We start from the raw sequence: 24,896 nt of genomic DNA on the forward strand, positions 1-24,896 counted from the left end.
CTACGCCGAGGCCGAGCAGCGACATCCGGGAAGAGGGGTGTCAGCGATGGACGCGGCGGGAGCAGGGGCCGTCGTGGTCGGCGCGGAGCAGGCACCGCCGGCCGCCGGGCATGAGCAGGTCGCAGAAGACCCGATGGCGTACGTTCTGGTCGTCCTCGGCCGACACGGTCGTCTCACCCGGAGAGATACGCCATGACTGACCTGACCGGCGCCGCCTGGCGCAAGAGCACCCGCAGCGGCGACAACGGCGGCAACTGCGTGGAGGTCGCCACCAACCTCCCCGGCATGATCGCGGTACGGGATTCCAAAGACCCCGGCGGCCCGCTATTGAGCTTCGAGCCGGCTGCCTGGGCCGCGTTCGTGGCCACGATGAGAAGCGACAGGACGGCCTGAGGCGGGCGTCAGGGTGTAGTCATCAGATCCGGGCACACGCGCACGCTACCGGCTCTGGCCGACACCTTGCGGCCGCAGACCAGGGCATCGGTATGCCGTGTGCTCGCTTCGGTGCCGCATCCAGAACACCACGTCGAGGGTGCGCAGGCGCGATACCTCCTGCGGCAACCTCGCCTGAGCCTGCAGTTCCGCGAGGCGCCCAACGAGCATGCCGCTGTCCTCGCGAAGACGGCCGTGCAGCCAGCGCCAGAACCCCCTGCGGGTCCCGAACGCGCAGGAGACGATTTCGTCGTAAACGGGCACCAGCGCCGGGCGCTTTCGCGCCAGCAGCTTTCCTGCAATCACCCAGCCGATACCGTCGGCCTTTTTGACAAGACGCCATGCTCGGTCGGCGTGGCTTCCATCGTCAACGAAGGCAAGGGCACCCTCACCGCTCAGGTCGACGTCGGTCGGGATCTCGGCCAGGTGAGCCGACAACTCCCGGCCAAGCCGCCCCTGCAGCAGGTCGAGGGCCGTCTGAGGGGGCACCCGCACGCTGAGCAACTCGATCGCAATCAGGTCGTCGGCGGTGATGACGTTACAGGAATCCGGACGGTCCCCACCGCCACCGAGCCGCTCGAACTGGCTACCGGTACGAGGCGTCGCACCTCCGAGCCCGAAGTACGCTTGAAGCTCGGGTACCGAGCGAGGACTGTCCAAGGCCGCAAGGACTTCGACGAGAGACAGTGGACGTCTCATGCCCCACTTCCGATCGCCACGCGCCGCCGAATCTCCTTGAGCGCCACCACATCACCGGCTCGTGCGTCCTCGGCGGACCAGAAATCCAGCCCGTCGGTTGCCCTACGTGTGGCACTGATCTCTGGTCCATACACATCGATCTTCACCGCCTCACCGGCGGCGCTGGGGGACGCATGAGTACGGTTGCCGTACCGGATGGTGCCATCGGCGAGCAGCTCGGCAACATACTGTTTGCCGAGGTATTTCGCATACAGTTTGGTACCGGGACGCAGTCGGCCAGCCCCGATCAGGTCGACAAGCTTGATTGCGCGCTCCGCATCCGAAACCGGTCGCTTGGCGGTGCGACGGGTCGCGGACCCAGGTGGTTGCGATCGAGGAGGCCGCGGGGTCGGCAATACAGGCGGCGCGGCTGCTGGCGGCATTGCCGCACGGACCACCACCGCCGGACCGGTGCCACTGCCGGTGGCAGACGCGGCGGACGAAGGGAAATCAAAGCTAGCGCGCACTCTGACGAGGCTGGATCGCACCTCGTCCCGCGTCAGCCGGCCGAGCCGGCGAGCGAGCATCGCGACCATCTCGGGTGCAGGCTCTCCTGCCTCGAACAGTTTACGCAGCTCCGCATGTACCTGCCGATCGACGAAGTAGCTTTTCCACAACTCTTCGATGCGGTTGTCGCGCATGTTCTCTTTGCTGAGCAAGGAGAGCAGCTCAACAGCGCCCTCGAAGTCCTCCTCGAGCCGCACTGCGCGAAAGAGCTTGTGCTCGATGGGGACCGGAGCGTGGGCGTTGTAGATGCGCCATTCCGCCCCGTCCGTCAGGGCGACCCACTCCACGCCCGCGACAGCGGCATAACTGATGGTCTGGTTGGCCCAGCGCGGATCGTCGAGGTTCTCGCCGAGCCCTTTGGCCTCGATGAACAAGCGTGGGGTGCGCAGCAGCAGGAGGGCGTAGTCCACGGGGTTGTCGGCACCGCGGCGCCGGTACTCGCGGTGCACCTCGTCGACGTCGAAGAGATCCCAGCCCAGTGCTCCGATGATCGGCTCGATGAGTCCGGCCTTGGTGTTCTGCTCACCGATGCGCTGGTGTTGGCGCCGGAAGCGCACCAACCGGTCAAGGCATTGCTTGACGGCGTCTTCCAGTTCGAACATGCTCCTCATCTTTCACGCTGTGTTGCCCCGGACGAAGTCCGGCCCGTCGATCCGGGCGTCTCTTCCCCCAGCCGATGCAGGTGGTTCAATAGCGCTTGAATCTCAACTGCCGGCGCAGACCCTGACCCGTGGAGCGCGCCGATGTCACGCCGCAGTCCCTCCAGTTGATGCCGCGCCTCGGGAACGTCACCCAGGCCAGCGATAAGCATGGCGATCTGCTGCCGCAAGGGAAAGAGTTCCGGCGAGTCCGGCCGCATCACCTGCTGTTCCTCGGCGAGAAGCGCCCGCAGTTCTCTCAACGCCTCGGTCGCCTCGCCCAGCTCCGCCTGGCAGCTCGCCGCCTGCTGCCGACACTGCCAGATCAATTCCTCATCCGGCACGGGACGCTTGGCGAGATCGACGACGAGCCGCTGAAACTCCGGAAGCGCCTGCCGGAACGCCCCGGCCAGGACGTACAGGTTGGCCAGGTTGAGCCTCAGCTCCAGAATCCGCGGTTGCCTGGCCGCGTGCCCGCCGCTGATCGGCTGCAGCACCGATTCGAGCAGCTCGGCGGCCTGGGTGAACCGCTCTTCCTCAGCAAGCTCCCAGGCCCGGTCCTCCACCTCGGCGAGCTGGTCGAGCGACGGCGGCTCGACGATCTCTGCCGCTGCTCGTGGACGGACGATGTCGACGCGCGTCGGCGGCAGCGGGGAGCGGGGCGGCAGCGGCCCGAACGGATACCGGTACGGCATTGTCGGGTCGACCCGCTGCCCGTCCGCCACCGTCGGGGCCGCGTCGGCTGCCTTCTCGGCATCGACCGCTCCGAACGGCGCCAGCGTCTCGTAGACCTCGGCCGCCGACTCGGGCCGGTGCTGCGGGTCCTTGGCGAGCAGCCGTACGAGGAGGTGCACCAGGACGTCCGGCACGCCCGCGCGGTGCTCCTGCACCGACGGGACAGGGTCGTTCAAGTGTCGGTGCAGCATGCCGAGCGGGTTGTCGGCCCGGTACGGCGGCTTGCCGGTGAGCAGCTCGAACAACACGCAGCCGAGTGCGTATAGATCGGTGCGCGGGCCCACGGCACTGTTCAGCGCCTGCTCGGGAGCCATGTATGTGGGCGTGCCCAGCGTGTGCCCGGTGGCGGTCAGCCGGGGTACGTCCGGTCCGAGCAGAGCGGCCACCCCGAAGTCCAGGACCTTGACGGCGCCGCTGGGGGTCACCATGACGTTCTGCGGCTTCAGGTCACGGTGCACGAGTGAGGCGGCATGCGCCACCGCCAGTACCGAGCAGATCTGTGTGCCGATGGCGGCCGCCCACGGAACGGCGAGCCAACCGCGCTCGGCGATCAGGTCGGACAGGAGCACACCCGGAACGAGCTGCATGACGATGTAGAGGTCGTCGCCGTGGTGCCCGACGTCGTGCACGCTCGGCACCCCGGGGTGGTCCAGGCGTGCAGTCACCCGGGCCTCGCGGATGAACCGGTCGACGGCGGTGTCGCGGTCGCTGTCGGGCACGGCGAGCTTGCGCAGGAACTTGATGGCGACGGGCCGGTCCAGCTTCTCGTCGAAGCCCGCCCACACCTCCCCCATGCCGCCGTGACCGATCGGATACGTCAGCTCGTATCGATCCGCTACTCGTTCCTGCGCGTGCATCCGTCTCCCCCCGGCAGCCCTGTCGGATGACACCGACGAGTCGTCGGCTAGTACCGCTCGCCATAGATGTCGAGCAGCTCCTGATAAGCCTCCCGGACCGCATCGTCCGCACCGGGATCGTGTGCCGCGTTCTCGGCTGCCACGGCAGCGAGTTCGAGCGCGTTACGCACCCGGGTCAGTTCCGACTCCGTCTCGTCCCACAGCGTTGTCACGCGCTGCCGCTGTTCGGTCAGCGCCTTCCCCACGCTGCTCGTCGAATCCCCCGCCGGGCCGGGCTGCCGGCGCCCGATCTGAGTACGCAACTGCTGCCGGCGGCTGAGCACGTCGCTCGCCTCCCAGAGCGCCTGGGCCAGGATCTGCCCGCCCTCCGCGGCGTCCATCACACGGTCCACCTCGGGCAGCGCCCGTCCGGCTCGCTCCGCCAACTCCACCAGGTCGAGGAAGTCTTCCCGGTCCTCGGCATCGGTCAGGGTGTGGTGCAGGGCAGGAAAGGCCGCCTGGTCGGGCGCCTCGATCTGAGGTGGCGGCTTCGTCGCCGTGATGCCGGCGAGCCCGAGGCACAGCAGGAGTGCGACCAGAAACAGAATGACAAGCAGTGGCGCACCCGCGGAGCAGAGCACGACGGAGATGAGCACCGCGACGGTGCCGAGCACGACGACGCCAGGAAGCTTGGACGGCTCCGGGGCGGTCGCGACCGCCCGCAGGTCGGTGATGCTGCCCCACTCGTGCCGACGTGGCGAGCGGGTCACTTTCAGCGGGGTGAGCGCGGTCATGACCCGGGACTCGTCCACCGCGATCCAGAGGTGGAAGGTGGGCTCGGACGGGGACAACCGTCCTCCTCTCGGCGAGGTGCGAAGGCTCAGGCGATGCCCTTGCGGCGGCGGATCATCTGGTACGCCTGCCGGCGTGCGAACTGGTTGAGCTGCGAACGCAGGCTCTCGTCGTCGAGGTAGCGCTGCATCAGCTTGCCGTTGTCGTCGTGGCGGGACAGGATCACGTCCTCGATCCGCTTGTCGCAGACGACGCCGAAGTTGCTCTCGTCGTTGACGAGCGCGGCAGCTTCCAGCGTGCCGTCCTCGGCCAGCGCGACGATCTGCTGCTCGACCCAGACCTTGTCCGCCTCCCCCAGGCCGATGCCGAACCGGTCGTTGAACACGTCGATCAGTTCCGAGAGCGCGACCTTCTCCGGGTCGTGTTGCGAGCCGACACCACCGCCGACGAAGCCGGGCAGCATCTGTTCCCCCTCGGGGGTCAGCGAGGCGTCGTGCTCACCGGTCTTGCTAACCCGCAGGTGGGTCAACTGCACCTCGCCGATGTCGACGGACGGGTCCTGCCGTCGCGGGAGCCGGTTGAGCAGCGCCCGTCCGTACAGGTAGAGCCGCTCCAGTTCCTCGTCGTGGTAGGGCACCACCTGGCTGAGGAACGCGTACATCCGGGTGTAGTCGCGCAGCGCGGACCGGAAGCCGTCCGCGGCCTCCGGGTCATCGGCGGCCAGGGCGTTGAAGCGCTGGACGGCCGGCTCGGTGAAGCGGTAGAGGGCGGCATGAGCCCGCTGGAGACCGGTCTCCGTGGTCGCCTTCCGCTCTGCCTCCAGCAGCGCTTCGGCGTACGCCTGCATCTCCGAGTCGACGAGGACCGGGTAGCCCGTGACCGTGTTCTGCGCGGTGTAGAGCAGATTCGGGTCGGTGGGCGTGGTGGCGGCGGTCTCGAAGTACGGCTTGAACTGCTCGGCGATGTCGCCGGCCTCGTTGACGAAGTCCAGGACGAACACGTCGCCCTGGCCCTTGAGCGGATGGGTGCGGTTGAGCCGGGACAGGGTCTGCACCGCGGCGACGTTCTTGAGCAGCTTGTCGACGTACATCGTGGTGAGCAGCGGCTGGTCGAAGCCGGTCTGGTACTTCTCGGCAACGACCAGGATCTTGTACTCGGTGTCCTGCTTGGCCTTCGGCGTGCCGGCGTACTTGTCGTCGGCGGCGGTGTAGCCGAACTTGCCGGGTAGCTCACCCTCGCGGAACCCGTTGATCCGCGCCTCGGTGTGCTCGACGCCGTCGACCTCCAGGTCGCCGGAGAACGCCACGAGGGAGTCGCAGCCGACGTAGCCCTGCATCTCGACGTACTTCTTGATGGCGGTGTGCAGACGGACGGCGGCCTCGCGGGAGCCGGTGACCACCATGGCCTTGGCCCGCCCGCCGAGGCGCGGCGCGGTGTGCTTGCGGAAGTGCTCGACGATGATCTCCGCCTTCTGCGCCTGCATGGTGGGGTGCAGGCTGGCGAAGCGGGCGAGCTGGGCGCCGGCCTTCTTCGGGTCGACCTCCGGATCGTCGGGGTTGGCGTTGGCCAGCTTCCAGTACGACTTGTAGGTCAGATAGTTGCGCAGCACGTCGAGGATGAACCCCTCGTCGATGGCCTGCCGCATCGAGTACGTGTGGAACGGCTGCGGGTTGCCGGTGACCGGGTGCGGCGTGCCGAACAGTTCGAGCGTCTTCGGCTTCGGGGTGGCGGTGAACGCGAAGTACGACAGCGTGTCGTGCCGGCCTCGGGCCAGCGCCGACGCCGTGAGCAGGTCACCCGACTCGTCCACGTCGTCGCTGCCGAGTTTGAGCAGCACCTTCTTCAGCGCGGCGGCCGAGTCGCCGGACTGCGACGAGTGCGCCTCGTCGACGATGACCGCGAAGCGCTTCCCCTTCAGGCCCTGCACCTGGTTGAGCACGTAGGGGAACTTCTGCATCGTGGTGATGACGACCTTGGCCGTCTCGCCTTGAAGCGCGGCGGCGAGCTGCGCGGAGTCCTTGTCGATCCGCTGCACCACGCCGGGCACGTGCTCGAACTGGAAGACGGTGTCCTGCAACTGCCGGTCGAGGACGACCCGGTCGGTGATGATGATGACCTTGTCGAAGACCGGCTCGTTGGGGCGCAGCCCGTCCTTGGCGACGTTCGGCGCGGTGTGCAGGCTGGACAGCCGGTGCGCCAGCCACGCGATGGTGTTCGACTTGCCCGACCCGGCCGAGTGCATGACCAGGTAGTTGTGGCCCGACCCGTGCCGGGCCGCATGGTCGGTGAGCTGGGTGACCGCGTGCCACTGGTGGTAACGCGGGAAGATCAGCGCCTTGGATTCCTTGTCGTAGTGCAGGAACCGCCGGACCAGATCCAGGAACACGTCGGGGTGCCAGATCTGCTCCCAGAGGTAGGAGCTGCGGTAACCCTTGTCCGTGGCCGGCGGGTTACCCGCCCCACCGGACACGCCGGGTCCGTTCGACCCGGTGTTGAACGGCAGGAACCGGGTCTTCTCCCCCGCGAGCTTCGTCGTGACGAAGACCAGGTCGGGGTCGACGGCGAAGTGCACGAGGGTACGCCGGGCGAAGATCAGTTCCTTCGGGTCACGCGTCTTGCGGTACTGCTCCTTGGCGTCCTCGACGGTCTGGCCGGTGAGCGGGTTCTTCAGCTCGGCCGTGGCGAGGGGGATGCCGTTGACGAACAGAACCAGGTCGAGGGTGTTGTTGTTGCTGGTCGAGTACGCGAGCTGTCGGGTGACGGTGAGGCGGTTGGCGCGGTAGAGCGTGAGCGCGTCGTCAGTGATGGCGTGCGCTGGCTTGAAGTAGGCGAGCCGGATCAGAACGCCCTTGTCCTTGACGCCTCGTCGGAGGACATCGAGTGGGCCGCGCTCGTCGATCTGCTTGGCGAGATGCTGGGCGAAGCTCCGCTGCGCCACGTCCGGGTCGTTCCCGTGGTACGCAAGGAGCTTGGCCCACTCGTCGGGCTGAGTCGAGCCGATGAACGCGAACAGTTCGGCGGTTTCGAGCACCAATTGCTTGTCGTAGTTCCCGGGCTCGCCGCGCAACCAGCCCACGTCACACAGAGAGGCTTCAATTGCCGACTCAAACGACAACTCTTGGTGAACCGACCTCATACGTCCACCTCCCCCGCCGTCGCCACATCTATCTTCCCTGTCACTGCAGCAGTGATCAGCGCCTGCCGCCTCTCGGTCAGAAGCTCGAACTGCTTCTTGATGGCGACTTGGGCATGCCGAGCCGCCACTGCTGCTGCGTCCAGTTCGCCCACGAGACGGTCCTGGACGTTACGGTCAGGGAAAGGGAAGCGATGTGCTCTCAACTGCTCCCCGGTTAGATGGCCGATGGTGGTCGTGTTTCCCTCCACCGCGAAGACGTCCAGCGCCGTCGCGGCGCGAAGGCAATAAAAGAGCCAACGCACAGAGCTGCGACCGCGCGACCTGGCCCGATGGAGCGCCTTCTGGTAATAGATTTCTTCGATTCTGCCATCCCAGATCGCGCTGCGTCCAGGCTGACCACCCTCACAGATCAGTAAGTCACCGGCCTGCACCTCATATCGGCTGCGTTCGTGCGGCGGGAAATCCATCTCTAGGAGGTCGTCGGTGTTGATCTGATCCCACTGAACATTGATGTTGCGCAAATAGGGCCTGAGATGGTCGCCCCGCGTCCGCTCCTGGTTGAGCATCTTACCGAGAAGAACCTCGAATTGACTCGAGACTGAGAGAATGGCCCACTCCCTCGGCACGACACCCAGCCATCCCAACCCGCTGAACTTCCGCTCACCCTGCTCGTTCATCCCGCTAATGGCAGCGAAGACCCGCGAAGTCTCACGTTCGCCAAGCAGATTCAACTGCTGGCGTCGCACTTTGAGAATGCGGTCGATCTTCGCACATTGCATATCGAGAAACTTGGCGATTCGCCGCTGCTCCTCGAGAGGCGGCAGCGAGACCCGAATGTCTCGAATCTAGGATTCACTCACATAGGGTAGCGGGCCACTGGGAGATAGCTCCGCGAGATCTATCACCGAAAGCAAATAGAGCCAGTAGCGAGGATCGCCGGCCCGGGGGACTACACCCATCATGTTGTTATCGATGAGGCAATCCCGAAGAGTCAGCGCCCTCGCATTACCTAGCAGCGCCGCACCGACCTTCGGAAAGACCACGGAACCTGCCGGAACGATGCGCGCTCCAAGCAGACGGGCCTGTGTCCGTGAAATATAGTTGGCGGCAGTCGTAATGCCGAACTCGTTTCCTTTACGGCGAATATCGGATACCTTAGCAAACGGAAGGTCCCCCTCAGATGAGCCCTGATATTCGGGAGGGAACCCAGATCCGCCAACGGTGCGAGCAACCCGACCAAGTCGCTGCCGAGGCCAGCTAGCACGAGGCGTCATACGTCACCTCGCCAAGCAAAGTCTGAATCTCCGCCTCTAGCGCCGTAATCTCGGAGTCAATCTCGGCGAGGGGCCGCGGTGCCGTGGAGACGTAGAAGTGACGGGTGAACGGAATCTCGTAACCGATCTTGGTTTTCGTGTCGTCAACCCAAGCGTCGGGAACGTGCGGAAGCACCTCGCGCTTCACGTAGCCGTCGATGTGCTCGTCGAGCGGGGCGCTCTCGTTGTCGCGCAGGTCGGGGTCCGGCAGCGAGTTGCCCTTGCGGTCGGTCTGCACCTCGCCCTCCGGGTCGCTGACCGAGAACGCCTCCCACACCGCCTTCTCCACCGCCGCCGGCAGCTTTCCCAGCCCGTTCAGCTCCATCGCAAACTCGGCCCGCGTCGCTGACGACGTACCGATCAGGGACTTTGCCGCCGCCAGGAGTGACTCCCGCTCCGCGTACTTGAGGACCGCCTTCGCGTCCGCGAGCAGCGCCACCGTCTCCTCGGTCACCTCGAACCGCAGCCGCAGCGGCCGCTCGACGGTGATCCGCTGGTAGCCGAAGTCGGTGGTCTTGAAGACCTTCACTTTGGCGTGCTGCGGGTGCTCCGGGTCGTCCGCGATGGCCAGCGCGTTCACGTACGCCCGGGTCAGGTCGTCGATGTGCTCGTCGGTGAGCATCTTGCGCTTGTCGCCGAGGCTCTTGCGCATCTTCGTCCAGTAGTCGCGGCCATCGAGCAGCACGACCTTGCGCGCCCGGGCCGGCTCCTTGCGGTTGGTGAGGATCCAGAAGTAGGTGGAGATGCCGGTGTTGTAGAAGAGCTGGTCGGGCAGAGCGACGATGCCCTCCAGGAGGTCGTTCTCCAGGATCCAGCGGCGGATCTCCGACTCCCCCGACCCGGCCGCGCCGGTGAACAGCGGCGAACCGTTGAAGACAATCGCCAGACGGCTGCCGCCGTCCTCGGGTCGCTTCATCTTCGAGATCATGTGCTGGAGGAAGAGCAGCGAGCCGTCGTTGATCCGGGGCAGCCCGGCACCGAATCGGCCGGCGTGACCGCGGGCCGCCTCGTCCTTGACGAACTTCTCGACCTTCTTCCACTCCACACCGAACGGCGGGTTGGCGAGCATGTAGTCGAACCGCTCGCCCTCGTGGCCGTCCTGGTTGAACGAGTTCCCGAAGGCGATCTTCGTCGGGTCGCCGCCCTTGAGCATCATGTCGGAGCGGCAGATCGCGTACGTCTCGCCGTTGAGCTCCTGCCCGTACACCTCGACGGTGGCGTGCGGGTTGTGGGCCTGGATGTGCTCCTGCGCCTCCGTGAGCATGCCGCCGGTGCCGCAGGCCGGGTCGTAGATCTTCCGGACGATGCCGGGGGTCACGAGGTCGTCCTCGTCGGGAGCCAGCAGCAGGTTGACCATCAGCCGAATGACCTCGCGCGGCGTGAAGTGCTCACCGGCGGTCTCGTTGCTGATTTCCGAAAAGCGACGGATCAAGTCCTCGAAGACATAGCCCATCTGGTGGTTGGACACCACGTCCGGGTGCAGATCCACTTCTGCAAACTTCGTGAGCACCTGGTAGAGCAACCCGGCTTCGGCGAGGCGGCTGATCTGGGTATCGAAGCCGTACTTGTCTAACACGTCGACCGCACCTGGCGAAAACCCGCCGATATAGGCACGCAGGTTGAGCGCCGCATGGTCCTGGTCGCCGAACGACGTCTTGAAGGACAGCTTGCTGGTGTTGTAGAACGGCAGCCCGGCTACCCTCCGCAGCACCGGGTCCATGTTCTGCACGCCGGCGTCCTTGAGCTGCTGGTGCCGGGCGAGCACCGCGTCCTTCGTCGGCTCCAGCACGCAGTCCAGCCGTCGCAACACTGTCAACGGCAGGATCACTCGTCCGTACTCGGACTGCTTGTAGTCGCCGCGGAGCAGGTCGGCCACGGACCAGATGAAGTTGGCCAACTCTTGGTGCTTGGTGCTCACCAGTTTCCTTTCGATTGCCTTAAGACAAGCAGTATCACTGCAGTCCTGCATCGTTGTAGTCGCCCACTCGGCCGAAACGATCAACCGAGCGTCAGCGTGTCGTCTCAGGCGGAGGATGCACGGCGGGCCACCGGCCCGCAGGCTTCCGCATCTGTCACGTGAGCGCCGCTCGGGCGTCGGATATCTGACGGAAGGAATTTCCGCGGGGAATCATGCTTGCCCCTCCGTCGGGCATACCGCCCCGCGCGCCAGCCCGTCGGCGGTGAGCTGCACCAGTTCCGCCCCGAGCGTCGCCGCCTGCCGCAGCGCCGACTCGAACGCGTGCAGCCGGCGGAACGCCTCCCCGTACCGCTCCTGCTCCTCCCGCGACACCCGCCGCACCTGCGCCCGCCGCACGTCGAACCGCAGCGTCCCCGACAAGCTCGACGCCTGCCGCTCGTTCGTCGACGTCCGCAACTGCCCGGCGAGGAACCACGAATCCAAGGCGGCGGGATTCGGCCGCAGCAGATACAGGTTGCGCCCCAACATCGCACCCTCCGCCGTCACCACCCGCGCGGTGAGCTGCCGCGCGATCATCGGCACGACCACGTCCCCGGTGGCCAGGGCGATCTCCTGCCCGAGCCGCCCGTCGTCGCGACCCGAGGGTTCGCCGCCGCCGAGCACGTCCGGCACGGTCAGCACCGGCCTCCCGTCACCGGCCGGCTCACCGTCGTCGCCGGAAGCACCCCGGATCGGCCCGAGAAGCTGCAACGCGCCGGCCCGGACCAGTTCGCCGACCGTGAGGAACTCCCCCCGGGCCTCGTCGGCTGCGGGCGCGACCTGCGGCATCAGCGTGGGAAGGTCGGCGACGACGGCGGCGAGGCGCTCGCGTGTGCGTACCAGATGTGCGCCTGTCGCCTCGCCCGCGACGGCGGGCTGGCGACGCGCGGGGGTGAGATCGATCTCCTCGTCGAGCAGTTCGATGACCGGGACGGCGCGGGCGTAGCCGGGCTCGTCGATGTCGCCGTCGTTGGCGAAGAACCGCCAGGTGTCGAGGATCCGGGTGTGGTCGCCGGTGGCGGCGTCCACGAGCAGCGTCCGCGCCGGTGGCGGCGCGTCGGCCGGTGGGCGGCACAGCACCCACAGGTGCAGGGGTACGCCGTGCGGCGCGGCCGCCCCCGCCGGCAACGCGATGACGGCGCGTAGCACGCCGCGGCGCAGCAGTTCGGCGCGGATACGGCGGCCGGGGCGGCGGCCGGCCACGGCGGGCGGCATCAAGAGTACGGCGTGGCCGCCGGGGCGCAGGTGGGCCAGCGCGTGCTGGACCCAGGCGAGTTCCGGTTCGGTACGTGGGGTGGTGCCGACGATCCAGCGGGGGTCGTGGACGAGTTCCTCGTCGCCCCAGTTGCTTGCGCCGAAGGGCGGGTGGCAGACGACCGCATCGAACGTGCGTCCGGAGTAGTCGTCGGCGCGCAGCGAGTCGCCGGTGGTCACCTCGCCTGGTACGTCGCGCAGGGCCAGCCACAGTCCAGCCAGCCGGGCGAGGTCGGGGTCGAGTTCCTGCCCGTACGCGGAGGTGCAGCCGGCGCGGACGGCGGCGCGCAGTGTGGCGCCGGTGCCGGCGGCGGGGTCGAGGACGGAGCCTCCCGCTACGGCGGCGAGCCCGGCCATCAGGTCGGCGATGTCGTCGGGGGTGGCGTGCGGGCGAGCCGGTCCGGGTGCGGAGAAGCGTTGCCAGAGCGCGTCGAAGGCGCCCTGCGGGCCGAGTTCGTCGGCGAACGCGTCGATGTCCGGCGCCAGCACCTTGAGCTGCGGGTCCGCCGGGCGGGTGGGTCGTTGGCCGCGTTGCCGGGCCAGCAACCGGGCGCCGACGGCGGCGAGCCCGGCGGCCGGTGAGGTGCCGGCCGAGGCGAGGTGGCGCCAGAGCCGGTCGGCGGTGGCGAGTTCCGGGAGTTTGCCCTGGGCGTGCAGCCAGCGCTCGACCTGGGCGAGGTCGAACTCGGGGCTGGTGGCGCTGCCGCCGACCGGCTCGGGAAAGTCCCCGTGCCGTTTGCGCCAGTTGCTGACGGCGGCCCGGCCGACACCGGCGAGCCGGGCGATGTCCGCTGCGGTGATTGTCGGTGTCTCCTGCACGTTCGGAGTGTGTCACATCTGTCAAGCATCATGCATGTTGACAGTGTTCACGGATGATGCTCTTATTGACGCCGCCACGTTCACAGCAGGAGGAAAACGATGCGCAAGACCACCACGCTCGCCCTGATCGCCGGCGCCCTTGTCGCCCTGGGCTGCGGTGCCGGCACCACCGACGACGCCACCAGCAGCAGGACGGAGTCCGGCGCCGAGGCGGCCGCCAGTGACACCGACAGCGGCAAGGCGGACGCCGGCAAGAGCGACGACAAGCCGAAGACCGCGAAGATCGGCCAGCCGGCCCGCGACGGCAAGTTCGAGTTCACCGTCAAGTCCGCCAAGTGCGGCGTCAGCAAGGTCGGCACGTCGACGTTCGGCGCCAAGGCGCAGGGCCAGTTCTGCCTGGTCACCGTCAACGTGAAGAACATCGGCAAGGAGTCGCAGATGTTCGACGGCAGCAGCCAGAAGGCGTACGCCGCCAACGGCACCGAGTACTCCGCCGACGGTTCGGCCGCCATCTACGCCAACAAGAACGCCGAGACGTTCCTCAACGACATCAACCCCGGCAACCAGGTCACCGGCGTGGTCGCCTTCGACATCCCGAAGGACGTCAAGCTCGCCCGCCTGGAGCTGCACGACTCGCCGTTCTCCGGCGGCGTGACCGTCTCGCTGAGCTGACCGGACACCGCGGCGGGACGGGTCCCACCCCCCGTCCCGCACCCCCAACCGAGAGGAACCGCAATGTCCGACCCGACCCAGCCCGCGCCGCTCGAGCCGACCGGCCACGCGACGATGCCGAACCCGCCCGCCGCAGCGAACCGCCCCGCAGGCGCGCGTCCCCTCGTCGCCGGCGGCGTCGTGCTCGCGCTCGCGATCAGCGGCGTCGTCCTGGCCGGCGCGCTCACCGAGGACGACGAGCCGCAGCCGGTCACCGCGGTCACGGCGGCTCAGCGCAGCACCGCCCCCACCTCGGCGTCCCCGTCCGCCGCGCCGACCACGGCGGCCCCGACCACCGCCGCACCCACCCCAGCCGCGCCGGCCACCACCGAGGCGCCCGCGCCGTCGCCCACCCCGAAGCCGAAGGTCGTCAAGGGACGCGGCGACGACGTGGTACGCATCCCCGACCTGACCGACCTCGCGGTCGTCAAGTTCACCTGCCGGTGCAGCAGCAACACCGTCCTCACCAGCGACGGGGACGGGTTGCTCGTCAACGAGATCGGCTCCTACACCGGCAAGCGGTGGATCAACCTGGAGGACGGCTCGCTGACCACGCAGTTCGAGATCGAGGCCAGCGGCTCGTGGACGCTGACCATCGGCACCGTCGCGCAGCTGGCCACCACGTCGGAGACCGGAAAGGCATCCGGCAAGGGTGACGACGTGCTGCTGCTCGGCGGCGACACCACCGCCGTGCGGATCACCCACCGGCGAGGCTCGTCCAACTTCGTCGTCCACGCGTACTCGCTGGACGACGGCGAGGGCGGCCTGCTCGTCAACGAGATCGGCGCCTACTCCGGGGTGCGACCGCTCACCACGCCCGCGCTCGTGCAGATCACCGCCGACGGCAACTGGACCGTCGCACCGGCCTGACCGTCCGCCCTCCCCCGCCCGTCAGGAGGCACCATGCGACCCGACGAGTTCCGCCACGCCCTGAGCCTGCTCCCCGCACCCCTGTACGGCCGCGCGCTGCCGCTGCGCCGCTACGTCTTCCGTACCGCCTGCCCGCAGTGCCAGCGCATCGGCGACGCGATCACCCTCGCCTTGACCGCGGCGCACTACGACCAGCTCGCCTCGGCCGGGCAGCTCCTGGACAACGCCACCCGGCTGGCCGAGGAGCACGGCACCGACTGCCGGCCACGGCCCGAGCCGGAACGGGGACGTGGGCAGGTCCAGCGGTGGGCGACGGCGTCCGCACCGGTCGTCGCCGCGACCGACGCGAGCTGGAAGGGCCGTGCCGGCGGCATCGGGTACGTGGTGAGCGACGGCCGGTACGGCCTGCGCAGCCGGGGCACGGGCCGCCTGGACCCGACCGGCGCGTCCCGTGTCCTGATCAACGAGTTGCGGGCGGTGGACTTCCTGCTCACCGCCTACAAGGATCCGCCACCGGCGATGACGGTGCTGGTGGACAGCCTCTCCGCGTTGCGCTGGCTGCACCGCTGGCAGTCCGGCGGGGTGGCGGACATGCCGGCCGGGTACAGCCTGCGCCGGCGCCGCTGGGCCGACCGGCCGACGCTGGTGCGCCTCGCCGACCAGGTGAACCGTCGCCCAGATCTGTCCTTCCGGCACGTCAAGGCGCACAGCGGGCACGCGCTCAACGAGGCTGCCGACGGTCTGTCACACATGGCCCGGCGCCGGGTCGAGGAGAGCTTCGACGTCCGTCCTCGGGCGCGCGAACTGGCCGAGGCGTTCCTACGGGACTGGCACGCAAGCCTCGTCCACTGATCTCTCGCCCCGGCCGGGTCACCAGTCGCGGGCCCAGTCCGGCGGCGGTACGACGGCGAGCTGCGGCTCCCCGCTGATCGGTTCGAGCGCGTGCACGATCCGCAGGTCCCCGTCGGCGGCGGCGTCGGAGTCGGTCAGCACCCGGCCGCTGCTGCCGTCGGCGCTCACCAGCACCCACCGGTCGGGGTGGATGCCGCCGTCGTCGATGAGCGCCCGTACGCCGAACGCGCGGGCGAGGGTGACCGCGAGGTCGTGTTCACGCAGACCGGTGGCGTCGGCCAGCTCGGTGTCACCGGTGAGGATCCACCCGAAGCCCTCGTCCTCGTCGGGCGGCGTGAGCATCGCCACCGGGCGCGGATCGTCCACGGCCCGGTCCTCGATCCGCCCGACGTACACCGTCTCCGGCGCGACGCCGTACTCCGTCAGCAGGAACGCGCGCAGGGCATCCGCCGGTAGCTCGGCGTCGAAGTGGATCCGATACCGCACCCTCTGCCCCTCTCCAAGGTTCACAGGTAACGCGTCACAGTGCTTGCCCCGGCAGCCCGCCGGGGAGTTGGCTGTGGCGTATGGCCCGCATCGCGTACCACGACGCCGACGCCGAGGCGTTCGCCGCTACCCGGCACCTCACCGACGACGGTCTCACGGCCTGGCGGGCCGCCGTCGCCCGGCACCTCGCCCCGCGCCCCGGGATGCGACTGCTCGACCTGGGCGCCGGCACGGGCAGCTGGGCCCGCACCTTCACCGACTGGTTCCCCGGCGTCGAGGTGGTCGCGGTCGAGCCGTCGGCGGCGATGCGCGTCCGGTGCGCGTTCGCGCCGCTCGTGGCCGGCGACGCCGGGCACATCCCCCTGGCCGACGGGAGCGTCGACGGCGCCTGGCTGTCCACAGTCATCCACCATGTACCCGACCTGGCCGCCGCGGCGCGCGAGCTGCGCCGGGTGCTGCGTCCCGGCGCACCGGTGCTCATCCGGTCCGCGTTCGCCGGACGGCACGAGGCGATCACGCTGTTCGACTACTTCCCCGAGGCGATCCGCGTGCTGGACACGTACCCGGGCATCGCCGACGTCGAGGCCGCCTTCGCGGCCGCCGGCTTCGCCACCGCGGCGGTCGAGCAGGTTCCGCAGGTCACCGCATCCTCGCTGCGGGAGGCGGCGGCCGGCCTGCGACGGGAGGCGCACACGCCGCTTCAGCTCATCACCGACGCGGAGTACGCCGCCGGCGTCCAGCGGCTGCGCGAGGCAGCGCATGTGCACAGCGGCCCGGTGATCGACGCACTGGACCTGCTGGTGCTGCGCTGATCCCGGTGTCGGGCCCCACCCGAGGTTAGGGTGGGGCGATGGATCATCGTCAGTGGACGGTCGTCGGGGCGCCGTCGAGCGCCGGTGCCCACACCCCGGGCATCGAGCGGGCACCCGCTGCCCTGCGCGCCGCCGGCCTGCTCGGCCTGCTGGGCGCCGACGTCGAGGACGCCGGTGACGTGCCGGGCTTCCGGTGGCGACCGGATCCGGCGTACCCCAGGGGTCAGAACGCGGGCGCGGTGGCCGCCGTCGCCTCGGCGGTGGCCGACCGGGTCGCGGCGGCGCTGGGCCGGGGGCGGGCGCCGCTGGTGCTCGGCGGCGACTGCACGGTGACCGTCGGCCTGGTCGCCGGTTGCGCGCGGGCCGGGCTGTCGCCCGCGCTGGTGTACGTGGACGGCGGCCCCGACCTCTACACGCCGGAGACCCGCGCGAACGGCAACCTGGACGCCATGGGGCTGGCGCACATGCTCGGGTTGCCGGGGACGCTGCCCGAGGTGGCGGGTGTCGGGCCGGCGGTGCCGCTGCTGTCGCCGGAGCGCGTGGTGGTGTACGGGGACTCGCTGCCCCGGGGTGACCACGAGCGGGAGCTGGTGGCGGAGCTGGGGCTGGCGTACGTGCCGGCGGACGAGGTGCACGCCGACGCGCGGGCGGCGGCGCGCCGGGCCCGGTCGGTGGCCGAGGGCGCGGCCGACCGGTTCGTGGCGCACTTCGACGTGGACGTGCTCAGTTTCGTGGACGCGCCGCTGGCGGACGTGCCGGAGCCGTTCGGGCTCAGCCTCGGCGAGGCGGCGGCGACGCTGGCGGAGCTGGTGGCGAGCCCGAGGTTCGCCGGGCTGTCGGTCACCGAGATCAACCCGGATCATCTGCCCGACGACGAGCTGCTCCCCCGGTTCGCCGGCGTGCTGGCCGGGGCGTTGACCGGGCGCTAGGCGGTTTCCGCGAGGTGCAGCGGCAGCACCTTGGCCGCGCTCACCGCCAGCTCGCGGTCGAGCACCTGGTCGCGTGGCACGAAGACCATGGCCTGCCCTTCGCCCAGCACCACGTCCTCCTGCCGGGCGTCGGTGGTGCCACGAAAGACGTACACGGTGACGGCGTGGGCGAAGCCCTCCTCGTGCGGGCGGGGGCCGCTCCACAGCAGGTGCAGCGCACCGGCGGTCAGTCCGGTCTCCTCGCGCAGCTCGCGGCGGGCGGCCTGCTCCGGTGTCTCGCCGGGCTCGATGCTGCCGCCGGGCAGGCTCCACTGGTACGGCGAAACGGGCGCGTTGCCGTCGCGGTGCTGCATGAGGATCGCGCCGGTCGGGTCGACGAGCAGGACGAGAGCGACGTCGTATGCGGCCACGTCCCGAGCCTGCCACGCGGCACCGGCAACGCGCAGTCCTCGACTTTCCGCCGCGCCGATCGAAAGTCCGACTCAGAGCACCGAAAGCCATAGACACATCGACATGTCTTTTGTAGCGTCGGTCGCAGCCGACGAAGGAGTGCGCTCATGTGCTACGGATTCGACGGACAGGCCGCGCTGCGGCAGTCGCTGGACCGGCGCGACCTGCTGCGCGGCTCCCTGGCCGCGCTGGCCGGGATCGGGCTCGCCACCGGGCTCGGCGGGACGGCCGCCCAGGCCGGCGGCGGTCACCACCACGGCCGGCGCCCGGTGCCGAAGGAGCTGATCAGCCTCCAGCTCTGGACCGTCCGCGACGCGCTGAACGGCTCTCCCGGCTACGACGCGACGCTGGCGCACCTGGCCCGGATCGGCTACCCGCGGGTCGAGCTGGCGCTCGGCTACTTCGGCCGTACCGCGCGGGAGCTGCGCCGGTTCCTGGACCGCATCGGGATCAAGGCCAGTTCCAGCCACGACGGCATCGCCGCCGACGCCGCCGCCTTGGAGGAGAAGATCGCGAACGCCCGTACGCTGGGCCAGCGGTTCATGGTGGTGCCGTACCTGAACTCCGACCGCGAGGACGACTGGAAGCGCTGGGCGGAGCAGATGAACGTCGAGGCCGCCGCCGCGCGCAAGGCGGGCCTGCGGTACGGCTACCACAACCACGCGCACGAGTTCACCATCGACTTCGGCAACGGCCGGCGACCGTGGGACGTGCTGACCGAGGAACTCGACCCGCGCCTGGTGCACCTGGAGATCGACATCTACTGGGCGGTCACCGGCGGCATCAACTCCGGCGAGGGTGTCGACGACCCGGAGGGCTTCACGCTCGACGTGATCCGCTCGGCACCGCAGCGGGTGTTGCAGTACCACGTCAAGGACCGCGACCCGGCCACCGGCGACATGGCCGACCTGGGCACCGGGATGATCGACTTCGCGCGGATCTTCCGGGGGCACCAGGTGATGGAGTACATCGTGGAGAACGACACCCCGGATGTGACGCCGCAGCAGACCGCCGCCGTCGGCTACCGCTACCTGCGCCGCCTGCGGTTCTGACCTCCGGCGGGGCACTGACCGCCGCCGGACGTGACACGTTCGGGGGTGGCCGCGCCGACCGAGGGGGTACGCGATGACCGACGAGCCGGACGACGTCCACTACGACCGCCTCTACCGCGACGCCGACCGGCCGCCGTGGGAGATCGGCGGGCCGCAGCCGGCGCTCGCCGAGGTCCTCGACACCGGGGTACGCGGCCCGCGCGTGCTCGACGTCGGCTGCGGCACCGGTGAGCTGGCGCTCGCGCTGGCCCGCCGCGGCCACGACGTGACGGGCGTCGACATCTCGCCGGTGGCGATCGACCAGGCCCGGGCCAAGGCCGCTGCGGCGGGCCTGCCGGCGCGCTTCGAGGTGTGCGACGCGACGGCGATCCCGGTGCCGCCGGTGCCGTACGACTCGGTGTTCGACTCCGGGCTGCTGCACTCGCTGGACCGGCGGGGCGCCGCCGTAGGCGACTACCTGGCTCTGCTGCCACGGCTGACCGCGCCCGGCGGTGCGGTGTTCGTCCTGGCGGTGTCGCCGGAGGCGGGCCAGGGCTGGGGCCTGGACGCGGACACGCTGGGCGCGGCCTTCCCCGACCCGCTCTGGACGCACGTCACTGTCGAGCCGATCGACGTGCTCGCCCGGGTCGGCGGCGCGGACCTGCGCCTGGCCGGCAACCTGCTGCGCGCCACCCGCTCCCCCGACGGCCCGTAGCGTTCCAGCCGCAGCACGAACAAGGCGAGCGGCGTCAGCGACGCCAGTGCTGGCGCGGGGCGTAGCCCTCGCGGCGCAGCCAGTGTTCGGTGTAGACGATCCGGTCGGCCTCGATCACGACGAGCGGGTCCTCGGGTGGCTCGGACAGCGACCGGCCCCGCTCGGCGTGCTCGTTCTCCCAGCGGAACGCGGCCCAGTGGCGGGCCCGGTCGGGGTGCTCCGGGCCGAGCACCCGGGCGGTGCCGAACACCTGCGCGCCGCGGCTGCTGGCCAGGCCGACCAGCGGCGCGAAGACGCCGACCGACACGCGCGGGTCGGCGGCGATGTTGCGCATCTTCGGCGAGCGCGGCGCGGCGGTGAACATCAGCGTGAAGTCGAGCGGGTAGTAGCGCACCGGCGTGGCCAGCGGCCCGTCCGGTCCGGCGGTGGCGAGCACACACATGTTCTGCGACGACAGCAGGTTGAGGATGCGTTCGGCGAGGCGGTCCCGGTCCAGCTTCCGCGTCGGCGTCGGCCCGGTCAGCCAGGGGTTCGTCAGCGGCACGTGGCGTCCACGGTCATGACGGCACCCTACCGGCCGGGTTCAGGCGACGGGCGCCGTGCTGGCCCGCATCACGACCTCGCCGGGCAGGCGCACGATCCGGCGGCGGCGGCCGGTGTTCTCGGTCAGGGCCAGGTTCATCGCCTCCTCGCCGAGCCGGTGCAGCGGCAGCGCCACTGTGGTCAGCGGCGGGGTGAGGTCGCGTACGACCGGGATGTCGTCGAAGCCGGCGACCGAGACGTCGCCGGGCACCGACAGCCCGCGGTCGCGCAGCGCCGCGTACGCGCCGACGGCCATCACGTCGGTGCACGCGAACACGCAGGTGGCGTCGAGCCCGCGGTCGAGCAGCTCGGTCATCGCCCGGTAGCCGCCGTCGCGGGTGAAGGCCGCCTCGGCCACCGCGCCCGGGCCGAGCGCCACACCGGCGGCGGTCAGCTCGTCGCGGAAGCCGCCGAGCCGGTCGGCGACTGTGGTCAGCTCGGGCGGGCCGGAGAGCACCGCGAAGCGGCGGTGCCCCAGGCCGAGCAGCGCGCGGGCCAGCTCGGCGGCGCCGGCCCGGTTCTCCGGCAGGACGCTGTCGACCTTCAGGGTGCGGTGCCGGCTGACCACCGCGACCCGGCCGCCGCCGTCGAGGTAGGGCGCCAACTCGGCGGCCATGGCCCGTTCCCAACGGGGGTCCTCGAATCCGGAGCCGATGAGCAGGATCGCCGGTGCGCGTTCGGCGCGCAGCATCGAGACGTACGCGATCTCGCGTTCCGGGTCGCGGAACGTGCTGGCCAGCATGACCAGCAGGTCGTTGTCGGCGGCGACGCGCATGACGCCGCCGGCGACGGCGGCGAAGTAGGGGTCGGTGACGTCGTGGCAGACGACGCCGACGCTGCGGCGCGACGCGCCGGCCAGCGCGCGGGCGTGGGCGTTCGGGGTGTACGCGAGCCGCGCGGCGGCGGCCAGGACGCGGTCGTGCAGGTGCGGGGTGACGCGCCGCCCGTTGAGTGCCCGGGAGGCGGTGGCCAGGGATACGTCGGCCGCCCGGGCCACGTCTTCCAGCGTCACGTGCGACATCGATGCGTCTCCCTGCGGAACGTCTTGACCCGGTGTTCCGGCGTGGCTACGGTAGCACCCTGAAAGCGCTTACTGAAAGCGCATTCACGGCCGGGAGGCACAGTGGAACGCACGTCCGTCGGCATCATTCTCAACGGCGTCACCGGCCGGATGGGCTACCGGCAGCACCTGGTCCGGTCCCTGCTCGCCATCCGCGAACAGGGCGGCGTGCCGGCCCGCGACGGCAGCCGCATCTGGCCCGAGCTGACCCTGGTCGGCCGCGACCAGAACCGGCTCGCCGAGATCGCCGAGCGGCACGGGCTGCCGGCGTACACGACCGACCTGGACGCGGCGCTCGCCGACGACGCCCACCAGATCTACTTCGACGCGCAGGTGACCACCGCGCGGGAGAAGGCGATCCGGGCGGCGATCGAGGCCGGCAAGCATGTCTACACCGAGAAGCCGCTCGCCGAGGGGTTCCTCGCCTCGCTGGAGCTGGCCCGGCTCGCCGCCGCCAAGGGCGTCCGCAACGGCGTCGTGCAGGACAAGCTGTTCCTGCCCGGCCTGCGCAAACTCAAGCGGCTCGTGGACGGCGGCTTCTTCGGCCGGATCCTGTCCGTGCGCGGCGAGTTCGGCTACTGGGTGTTCGAGGGCGACTGGCAGGCCGCGCAGCGCCCGAGCTGGAACTACCGCGCCGAGGACGGCGGCGGCATCACGCTGGACATGTTCCCGCACTGGCACTATGTGCTGGAGCAGATCATCGCCCCGGTCACCGCCGTCACCGCCGTCACCGCCACGCACGTCCCCGAGCGCGTGGACGAGACCGGCGCCGGCTACCGGGCCACCGCCGACGACGCCGCGTACGGCATCTTCGAGCTGGCCGGCGGCATCGTCGCGCAGATCAACTCCTCCTGGGCGGTCCGCGTGCACCGGGACGAGCTGGTCGAGTTCCAGGTCGACGGCACGCACGGCAGCGCTGTGGCCGGGCTGCGCGACTGCCGCATCCAGCACCGGGGCGCCACCCCGATGCCGGTGTGGAACCCCGACCTGCCGGTCACCGAGCCGTTCCGCGCGCAGTGGCAGACAGTGCCGGACAACGGCGAGCACGACAACGCGTTCAAGGTGCAGTGGGAGGCGTTCCTGCGCCACGTCGTCGACGACGAGCCGTTCCCGTGGGACTTCCTGGCCGGAGCCCGGGGCGTGCAACTGGCCGAGGCCGGGCTGCGCTCGGCGCGGGAGGGACGGCGGGTGCAGATCGAGGAGATCCCCCGGTGAGCACGCGCATCACGCTGCCGGCGTCGGGCGGCGGCACCGAGAAGCTGACGCTGCGCGAACCGCCCGCGTGGCAAAGGCCGTCCGGGCCGCCGGCCGGCCGGATCGCGTACGCGGCGGCGCACGTCGTCGCCGACCCGTACGCCGACAACTCCCCCGGCCGCCCGGCGCGCCTGGACTGGGACGCGACGCTCGCGGTGCGGCGCGACCTGTGGTCGTGGGGCCTCGGTGTGGCCGAGGCGATGGACACCGCGCAGCGCGGGATGGGGCTGGACTGGGCGGCCACCCGCGAGCTGATCCGGCGCAGCGCCGCCGAGGCCGCCGCCTGCGGCGGTCGCATCGTCGCCGGGGCCGGCACCGACCAGCTCACCGGCACGCCGGGCACGCTCGACGAGGTCGTCGCCGCGTACGCCGAGCAGATCACCGTCGTCCAGGAGTGCGGCGCCACGCCGGTGCTGATGGCCAGCCGGCACCTCGCCGCGCTCGCCACCGGCCCCGGTGACTACCTGCGCGTCTACGAACGGGTGCTGCGGGAGGCAGGCGCGCCGGTGGTGCTGCACTGGCTCGGCGACATGTTCGACCCGGCGCTGTCCGGCTACTGGGGCTCGACCGACCTGGACGAGGCCACCGCGACGTTCGCCGCGCTGGTGCACGCCCACGCCGGCCTGGTCGACGGGGTGAAGGTGTCGCTGCTCGACGCGGGCCGGGAGGTGCGGCTGCGGGAGCTGCTGCCGCCGGCCGTGAAGGTCTACACCGGCGACGACTACCACTACCCGGAGCTGATCGAGGGCGACGGGAAGCGGTTCAGCCATGCGCTGCTCGGCGCGTTCGCGGCGATCGCCCCGGCCGCGTCGGCAGCGCTGGGACGCCTCGACGCGGACGACAGGGCCGGGTTCCGCGCGATCCTGGACCCGACGGTGCCGCTGTCCCGGCACCTGTTCGCCCCGCCCACGCCGTACTACAAGACCGGCATCGCGTTCCTGTCCTGGCTGAACGGGCGGCAGCCCGGCTTCACCATGGTCGGCGGCCTGCACGGCGGGCGCGGCGTACCGCACCTGGTCGAGGCGTTCCGGCTGGCCGAGGCGGCCGGGCTGCTGTGCGACCCGGAACTGGCGGCGCGGCGGATGCGCGCGTACCTCGACGTCGCGGGCGTGGCCGGATGACCGCCGACACCCGGCTGGCCCGGCTGTCGCTCAACCAGCGCACCACGCGGCGCTGGTCCGTGGCGGAGGCGGTCGACGGGTGTGTGCGCGCCGGCATCCCGGCGATCGGGCTGTGGCGCGAACCGGTGGCCGAGATCGGCGTACCGGCCGCGGCGCGGCTCGTCGCGGACGCCGGGCTGCGGGTGTCGTCGCTGTGCCGGGGCGGGTTCCTCACCGCCGCCGACGAGGCCGGACGAATCGAGGCCCTCGCTGACAACCGGCGCGCCATCGACGAGGCCGCCGCGCTGCGCGCCGCCTGCCTGGTGCTGGTCGTCGGCGGCCTGCCGCCCGGTTCCCGCGACCTGGCGGGTGCCCGGCGGCGGGTCGCGGACGCGCTGGCCGAGCTGGCGCCGTACGCCGCCGAGCGCGGGGTACGCCTCGCGCTGGAGCCGCTGCACCCGATGTACTGCGCCGACCGGGCGGTGCTGTCCACGCTCGGGCAGGCGCTCGACCTGGCCGAGGCGTTTCCGGCCGAGCAGGTGGGCGTCGTGGTGGACACGTTCCACGTCTGGTGGGATCCGGACGTGTGGCGGCAGATCGCCCGCGCCGGAACGCGGATCGCGAGCTTCCAGGTGTGCGACTTCCTCACCCCGCTGCCGGCCGACGTGCTGCTCGGCCGCGGCATGATGGGCGACGGGCACATCGACTTCCCGCCGCTGCGCCGCGCCGTGGAGGCCGCCGGGTACTCAGGCGACGTCGAGGTGGAGATCTTCAACGCCGAGGTGTGGGCCACCGACCCGGACCAGGTGCTCGCCACCATGACCGCCCGGTACGTGGAGCGGGTGCTGACCGGCTGAACCGGCGTGACGAGTCCGGCCTGTCGGATA

General features: G+C 70.3%; 24 protein-coding genes. 11 read left to right on the forward strand and 13 right to left on the reverse strand.

Going from position 1 to position 24,896, the window contains the following annotated elements; translation table 11 throughout:
- Nucleotides 1-40: 40 nt before the first annotated feature.
- Nucleotides 41-166: a hypothetical protein gene (locus GA0070562_RS30960; protein WP_276526485.1), complete on the reverse strand. Its 126-nt coding sequence runs from the start codon at nt 164-166 to the stop codon at nt 41-43.
- A gap of 26 nt (nt 167-192) precedes the next feature.
- On the opposite strand from GA0070562_RS30960, the gene GA0070562_RS26335 reads away from it, so the two are divergent.
- On the forward strand, nt 193-393 hold the full coding sequence (locus GA0070562_RS26335) for a DUF397 domain-containing protein (protein ID WP_091427026.1): 201 nt from the start codon (nt 193-195) through the stop codon (nt 391-393).
- Nucleotides 394-438: 45 nt separating this feature from the next.
- Here GA0070562_RS26335 and GA0070562_RS26340 read toward each other — a convergent pair whose 3' ends face one another.
- The 8 genes from GA0070562_RS26340 to GA0070562_RS26375 all read right to left on the reverse strand — a co-directional run bounded on the left by GA0070562_RS26340 (nt 439) and on the right by GA0070562_RS26375 (nt 13,157).
- On the reverse strand, nt 439-1,131 hold the full coding sequence (locus tag GA0070562_RS26340; RefSeq protein WP_091427027.1) for a DUF6308 family protein: 693 nt from the start codon (nt 1,129-1,131) through the stop codon (nt 439-441).
- Nucleotides 1,128-2,279 (reverse strand): restriction system modified-DNA reader domain-containing protein, encoded by a 1,152-nt coding sequence (locus tag GA0070562_RS26345; protein WP_091427098.1) that lies wholly within the window; start codon nt 2,277-2,279, stop codon nt 1,128-1,130. The genes GA0070562_RS26340 and GA0070562_RS26345 overlap by 4 nt, the downstream gene beginning before the upstream one ends.
- A gap of 5 nt (nt 2,280-2,284) precedes the next feature.
- Nucleotides 2,285-3,907, reverse strand: coding sequence for a serine/threonine-protein kinase (locus tag GA0070562_RS26350; protein WP_091427028.1), 1,623 nt, complete (start codon nt 3,905-3,907; stop codon nt 2,285-2,287).
- Nucleotides 3,908-3,954: 47 nt separating this feature from the next.
- Nucleotides 3,955-4,737 (reverse strand): hypothetical protein, encoded by a 783-nt coding sequence (locus GA0070562_RS26355; RefSeq protein WP_091427029.1) that lies wholly within the window; start codon nt 4,735-4,737, stop codon nt 3,955-3,957.
- A gap of 29 nt (nt 4,738-4,766) precedes the next feature.
- On the reverse strand, nt 4,767-7,754 hold the full coding sequence (locus GA0070562_RS26360) for a type I restriction endonuclease subunit R (protein WP_254663874.1): 2,988 nt from the start codon (nt 7,752-7,754) through the stop codon (nt 4,767-4,769).
- Nucleotides 7,755-7,810: 56 nt separating this feature from the next.
- On the reverse strand, nt 7,811-8,491 hold the full coding sequence (locus GA0070562_RS26365; RefSeq protein ID WP_175438879.1) for a restriction endonuclease subunit S: 681 nt from the start codon (nt 8,489-8,491) through the stop codon (nt 7,811-7,813).
- A 580-nt stretch (nt 8,492-9,071) separates the two neighbouring features.
- Complete coding sequence (locus tag GA0070562_RS26370; protein WP_217493444.1) at nt 9,072-11,096, reverse strand: type I restriction-modification system subunit M; 2,025 nt, start codon at nt 11,094-11,096, stop codon at nt 9,072-9,074.
- Between the two features lie 159 nt (nt 11,097-11,255).
- A complete protein-coding gene (locus tag GA0070562_RS26375; RefSeq protein WP_175438880.1) occupies nt 11,256-13,157 on the reverse strand; it encodes an N-6 DNA methylase in 1,902 nt (633 codons plus the stop codon).
- Nucleotides 13,158-13,256: 99 nt separating this feature from the next.
- Between GA0070562_RS26375 and GA0070562_RS26380 the strand changes: the two genes are divergently transcribed.
- From GA0070562_RS26380 to GA0070562_RS26390, 3 genes are all read left to right on the forward strand, one after another.
- Entirely contained in the window at nt 13,257-13,829 is a 573-nt protein-coding gene (locus GA0070562_RS26380) for a DUF4352 domain-containing protein (RefSeq protein ID WP_091427032.1), read from the forward strand.
- A 63-nt stretch (nt 13,830-13,892) separates the two neighbouring features.
- Nucleotides 13,893-14,738: a hypothetical protein gene (locus GA0070562_RS26385; RefSeq protein ID WP_091427033.1), complete on the forward strand. Its 846-nt coding sequence runs from the start codon at nt 13,893-13,895 to the stop codon at nt 14,736-14,738.
- Between the two features lie 33 nt (nt 14,739-14,771).
- Entirely contained in the window at nt 14,772-15,590 is an 819-nt protein-coding gene (locus GA0070562_RS26390) for a ribonuclease HI (protein ID WP_091427034.1), read from the forward strand.
- Between the two features lie 18 nt (nt 15,591-15,608).
- Here the strand turns inward: GA0070562_RS26390 and GA0070562_RS26395 are convergent, their stop codons facing one another.
- Nucleotides 15,609-16,076: a hypothetical protein gene (locus tag GA0070562_RS26395; RefSeq protein WP_091427035.1), complete on the reverse strand. Its 468-nt coding sequence runs from the start codon at nt 16,074-16,076 to the stop codon at nt 15,609-15,611.
- Nucleotides 16,077-16,156: 80 nt separating this feature from the next.
- Between GA0070562_RS26395 and GA0070562_RS26400 the strand changes: the two genes are divergently transcribed.
- Both GA0070562_RS26400 and GA0070562_RS26405 read left to right on the forward strand, forming a co-directional pair.
- On the forward strand, nt 16,157-16,888 hold the full coding sequence (locus tag GA0070562_RS26400; protein WP_091427036.1) for a class I SAM-dependent methyltransferase: 732 nt from the start codon (nt 16,157-16,159) through the stop codon (nt 16,886-16,888).
- A 38-nt stretch (nt 16,889-16,926) separates the two neighbouring features.
- Nucleotides 16,927-17,817 (forward strand): arginase family protein, encoded by an 891-nt coding sequence (locus GA0070562_RS26405; protein ID WP_091427037.1) that lies wholly within the window; start codon nt 16,927-16,929, stop codon nt 17,815-17,817.
- Here GA0070562_RS26405 and GA0070562_RS26410 read toward each other — a convergent pair.
- Nucleotides 17,814-18,227, reverse strand: coding sequence for an NUDIX hydrolase (locus GA0070562_RS26410; protein WP_091427038.1), 414 nt, complete (start codon nt 18,225-18,227; stop codon nt 17,814-17,816). The genes GA0070562_RS26405 and GA0070562_RS26410 overlap by 4 nt on opposite strands.
- A gap of 147 nt (nt 18,228-18,374) precedes the next feature.
- Here GA0070562_RS26410 and GA0070562_RS26415 point away from each other — a divergent pair, with 147 nt between their 5' ends.
- Nucleotides 18,375-19,319: a sugar phosphate isomerase/epimerase family protein gene (locus GA0070562_RS26415; protein WP_091427039.1), complete on the forward strand. Its 945-nt coding sequence runs from the start codon at nt 18,375-18,377 to the stop codon at nt 19,317-19,319.
- 73 nt (nt 19,320-19,392) lie between these two features.
- Nucleotides 19,393-20,013 carry a class I SAM-dependent methyltransferase gene (locus GA0070562_RS26420; protein WP_091427040.1) on the forward strand — a complete coding sequence of 207 codons (621 nt, stop codon included), beginning with the start codon at nt 19,393-19,395 and terminating at the stop codon, nt 20,011-20,013.
- A gap of 34 nt (nt 20,014-20,047) precedes the next feature.
- Here GA0070562_RS26420 and GA0070562_RS26425 read toward each other — a convergent pair whose 3' ends face one another.
- Nucleotides 20,048-20,557: a pyridoxamine 5'-phosphate oxidase family protein gene (locus GA0070562_RS26425; protein WP_091427041.1), complete on the reverse strand. Its 510-nt coding sequence runs from the start codon at nt 20,555-20,557 to the stop codon at nt 20,048-20,050.
- Between the two features lie 39 nt (nt 20,558-20,596).
- Nucleotides 20,597-21,616: a LacI family DNA-binding transcriptional regulator gene (locus GA0070562_RS26430; protein WP_091427042.1), complete on the reverse strand. Its 1,020-nt coding sequence runs from the start codon at nt 21,614-21,616 to the stop codon at nt 20,597-20,599.
- Nucleotides 21,617-21,718: 102 nt separating this feature from the next.
- Here GA0070562_RS26430 and GA0070562_RS26435 point away from each other — a divergent pair, with 102 nt between their 5' ends.
- Genes GA0070562_RS26435 through GA0070562_RS26445 form a run of 3 tightly spaced genes read left to right on the forward strand, consistent with a single transcriptional unit; the run spans nt 21,719 to nt 24,866 of the window.
- Nucleotides 21,719-22,870 (forward strand): Gfo/Idh/MocA family protein, encoded by a 1,152-nt coding sequence (locus GA0070562_RS26435; protein ID WP_091427043.1) that lies wholly within the window; start codon nt 21,719-21,721, stop codon nt 22,868-22,870.
- Nucleotides 22,867-24,030, forward strand: a complete 1,164-nt coding sequence (locus tag GA0070562_RS26440; RefSeq protein ID WP_091427044.1) for a dihydrodipicolinate synthase family protein — start codon at nt 22,867-22,869, stop codon at nt 24,028-24,030. Before GA0070562_RS26435 ends, GA0070562_RS26440 begins: the two co-directional genes overlap by 4 nt.
- Complete coding sequence (locus GA0070562_RS26445; protein WP_091427045.1) at nt 24,027-24,866, forward strand: sugar phosphate isomerase/epimerase family protein; 840 nt, start codon at nt 24,027-24,029, stop codon at nt 24,864-24,866. Before GA0070562_RS26440 ends, GA0070562_RS26445 begins: the two co-directional genes overlap by 4 nt.
- The last annotated feature ends 30 nt before the right edge of the window (nt 24,867-24,896 follow it).

It is taken from the genome of Micromonospora tulbaghiae (assembly GCF_900091605.1).
Classification (GTDB): domain Bacteria; phylum Actinomycetota; class Actinomycetes; order Mycobacteriales; family Micromonosporaceae; genus Micromonospora; species Micromonospora tulbaghiae.

Bases quoted from the DNA above. Each gene is read 5' to 3' on its own strand.
- GA0070562_RS26335 (WP_091427026.1), top strand. From the start codon at position 193: ATGACTGACCTGACCGGCGCCGCCTGGCGCAAGAGCACCCGCAGCGGC.
- GA0070562_RS26340 (WP_091427027.1), bottom strand. From the start codon at position 1,131: ATGAGACGTCCACTGTCTCTCGTCGAAGTCCTTGCGGCCTTGGACAGT.
- GA0070562_RS26345 (WP_091427098.1), bottom strand. From the start codon at position 2,279: ATGTTCGAACTGGAAGACGCCGTCAAGCAATGCCTTGACCGGTTGGTG.
- GA0070562_RS26350 (WP_091427028.1), bottom strand. From the start codon at position 3,907: ATGCACGCGCAGGAACGAGTAGCGGATCGATACGAGCTGACGTATCCG.
- GA0070562_RS26365 (WP_175438879.1), bottom strand. From the start codon at position 8,491: ATGAACGAGCAGGGTGAGCGGAAGTTCAGCGGGTTGGGATGGCTGGGT.
- GA0070562_RS26370 (WP_217493444.1), bottom strand. From the start codon at position 11,096: ATGCAGGACTGCAGTGATACTGCTTGTCTTAAGGCAATCGAAAGGAAA.
- GA0070562_RS26380 (WP_091427032.1), top strand. From the start codon at position 13,257: ATGCGCAAGACCACCACGCTCGCCCTGATCGCCGGCGCCCTTGTCGCC.
- GA0070562_RS26385 (WP_091427033.1), top strand. From the start codon at position 13,893: ATGTCCGACCCGACCCAGCCCGCGCCGCTCGAGCCGACCGGCCACGCG.
- GA0070562_RS26390 (WP_091427034.1), top strand. From the start codon at position 14,772: ATGCGACCCGACGAGTTCCGCCACGCCCTGAGCCTGCTCCCCGCACCC.
- GA0070562_RS26400 (WP_091427036.1), top strand. From the start codon at position 16,157: ATGGCCCGCATCGCGTACCACGACGCCGACGCCGAGGCGTTCGCCGCT.
- GA0070562_RS26405 (WP_091427037.1), top strand. From the start codon at position 16,927: ATGGATCATCGTCAGTGGACGGTCGTCGGGGCGCCGTCGAGCGCCGGT.
- GA0070562_RS26415 (WP_091427039.1), top strand. From the start codon at position 18,375: ATGTGCTACGGATTCGACGGACAGGCCGCGCTGCGGCAGTCGCTGGAC.
- GA0070562_RS26420 (WP_091427040.1), top strand. From the start codon at position 19,393: ATGACCGACGAGCCGGACGACGTCCACTACGACCGCCTCTACCGCGAC.
- GA0070562_RS26430 (WP_091427042.1), bottom strand. From the start codon at position 21,616: ATGTCGCACGTGACGCTGGAAGACGTGGCCCGGGCGGCCGACGTATCC.
- GA0070562_RS26445 (WP_091427045.1), top strand. From the start codon at position 24,027: ATGACCGCCGACACCCGGCTGGCCCGGCTGTCGCTCAACCAGCGCACC.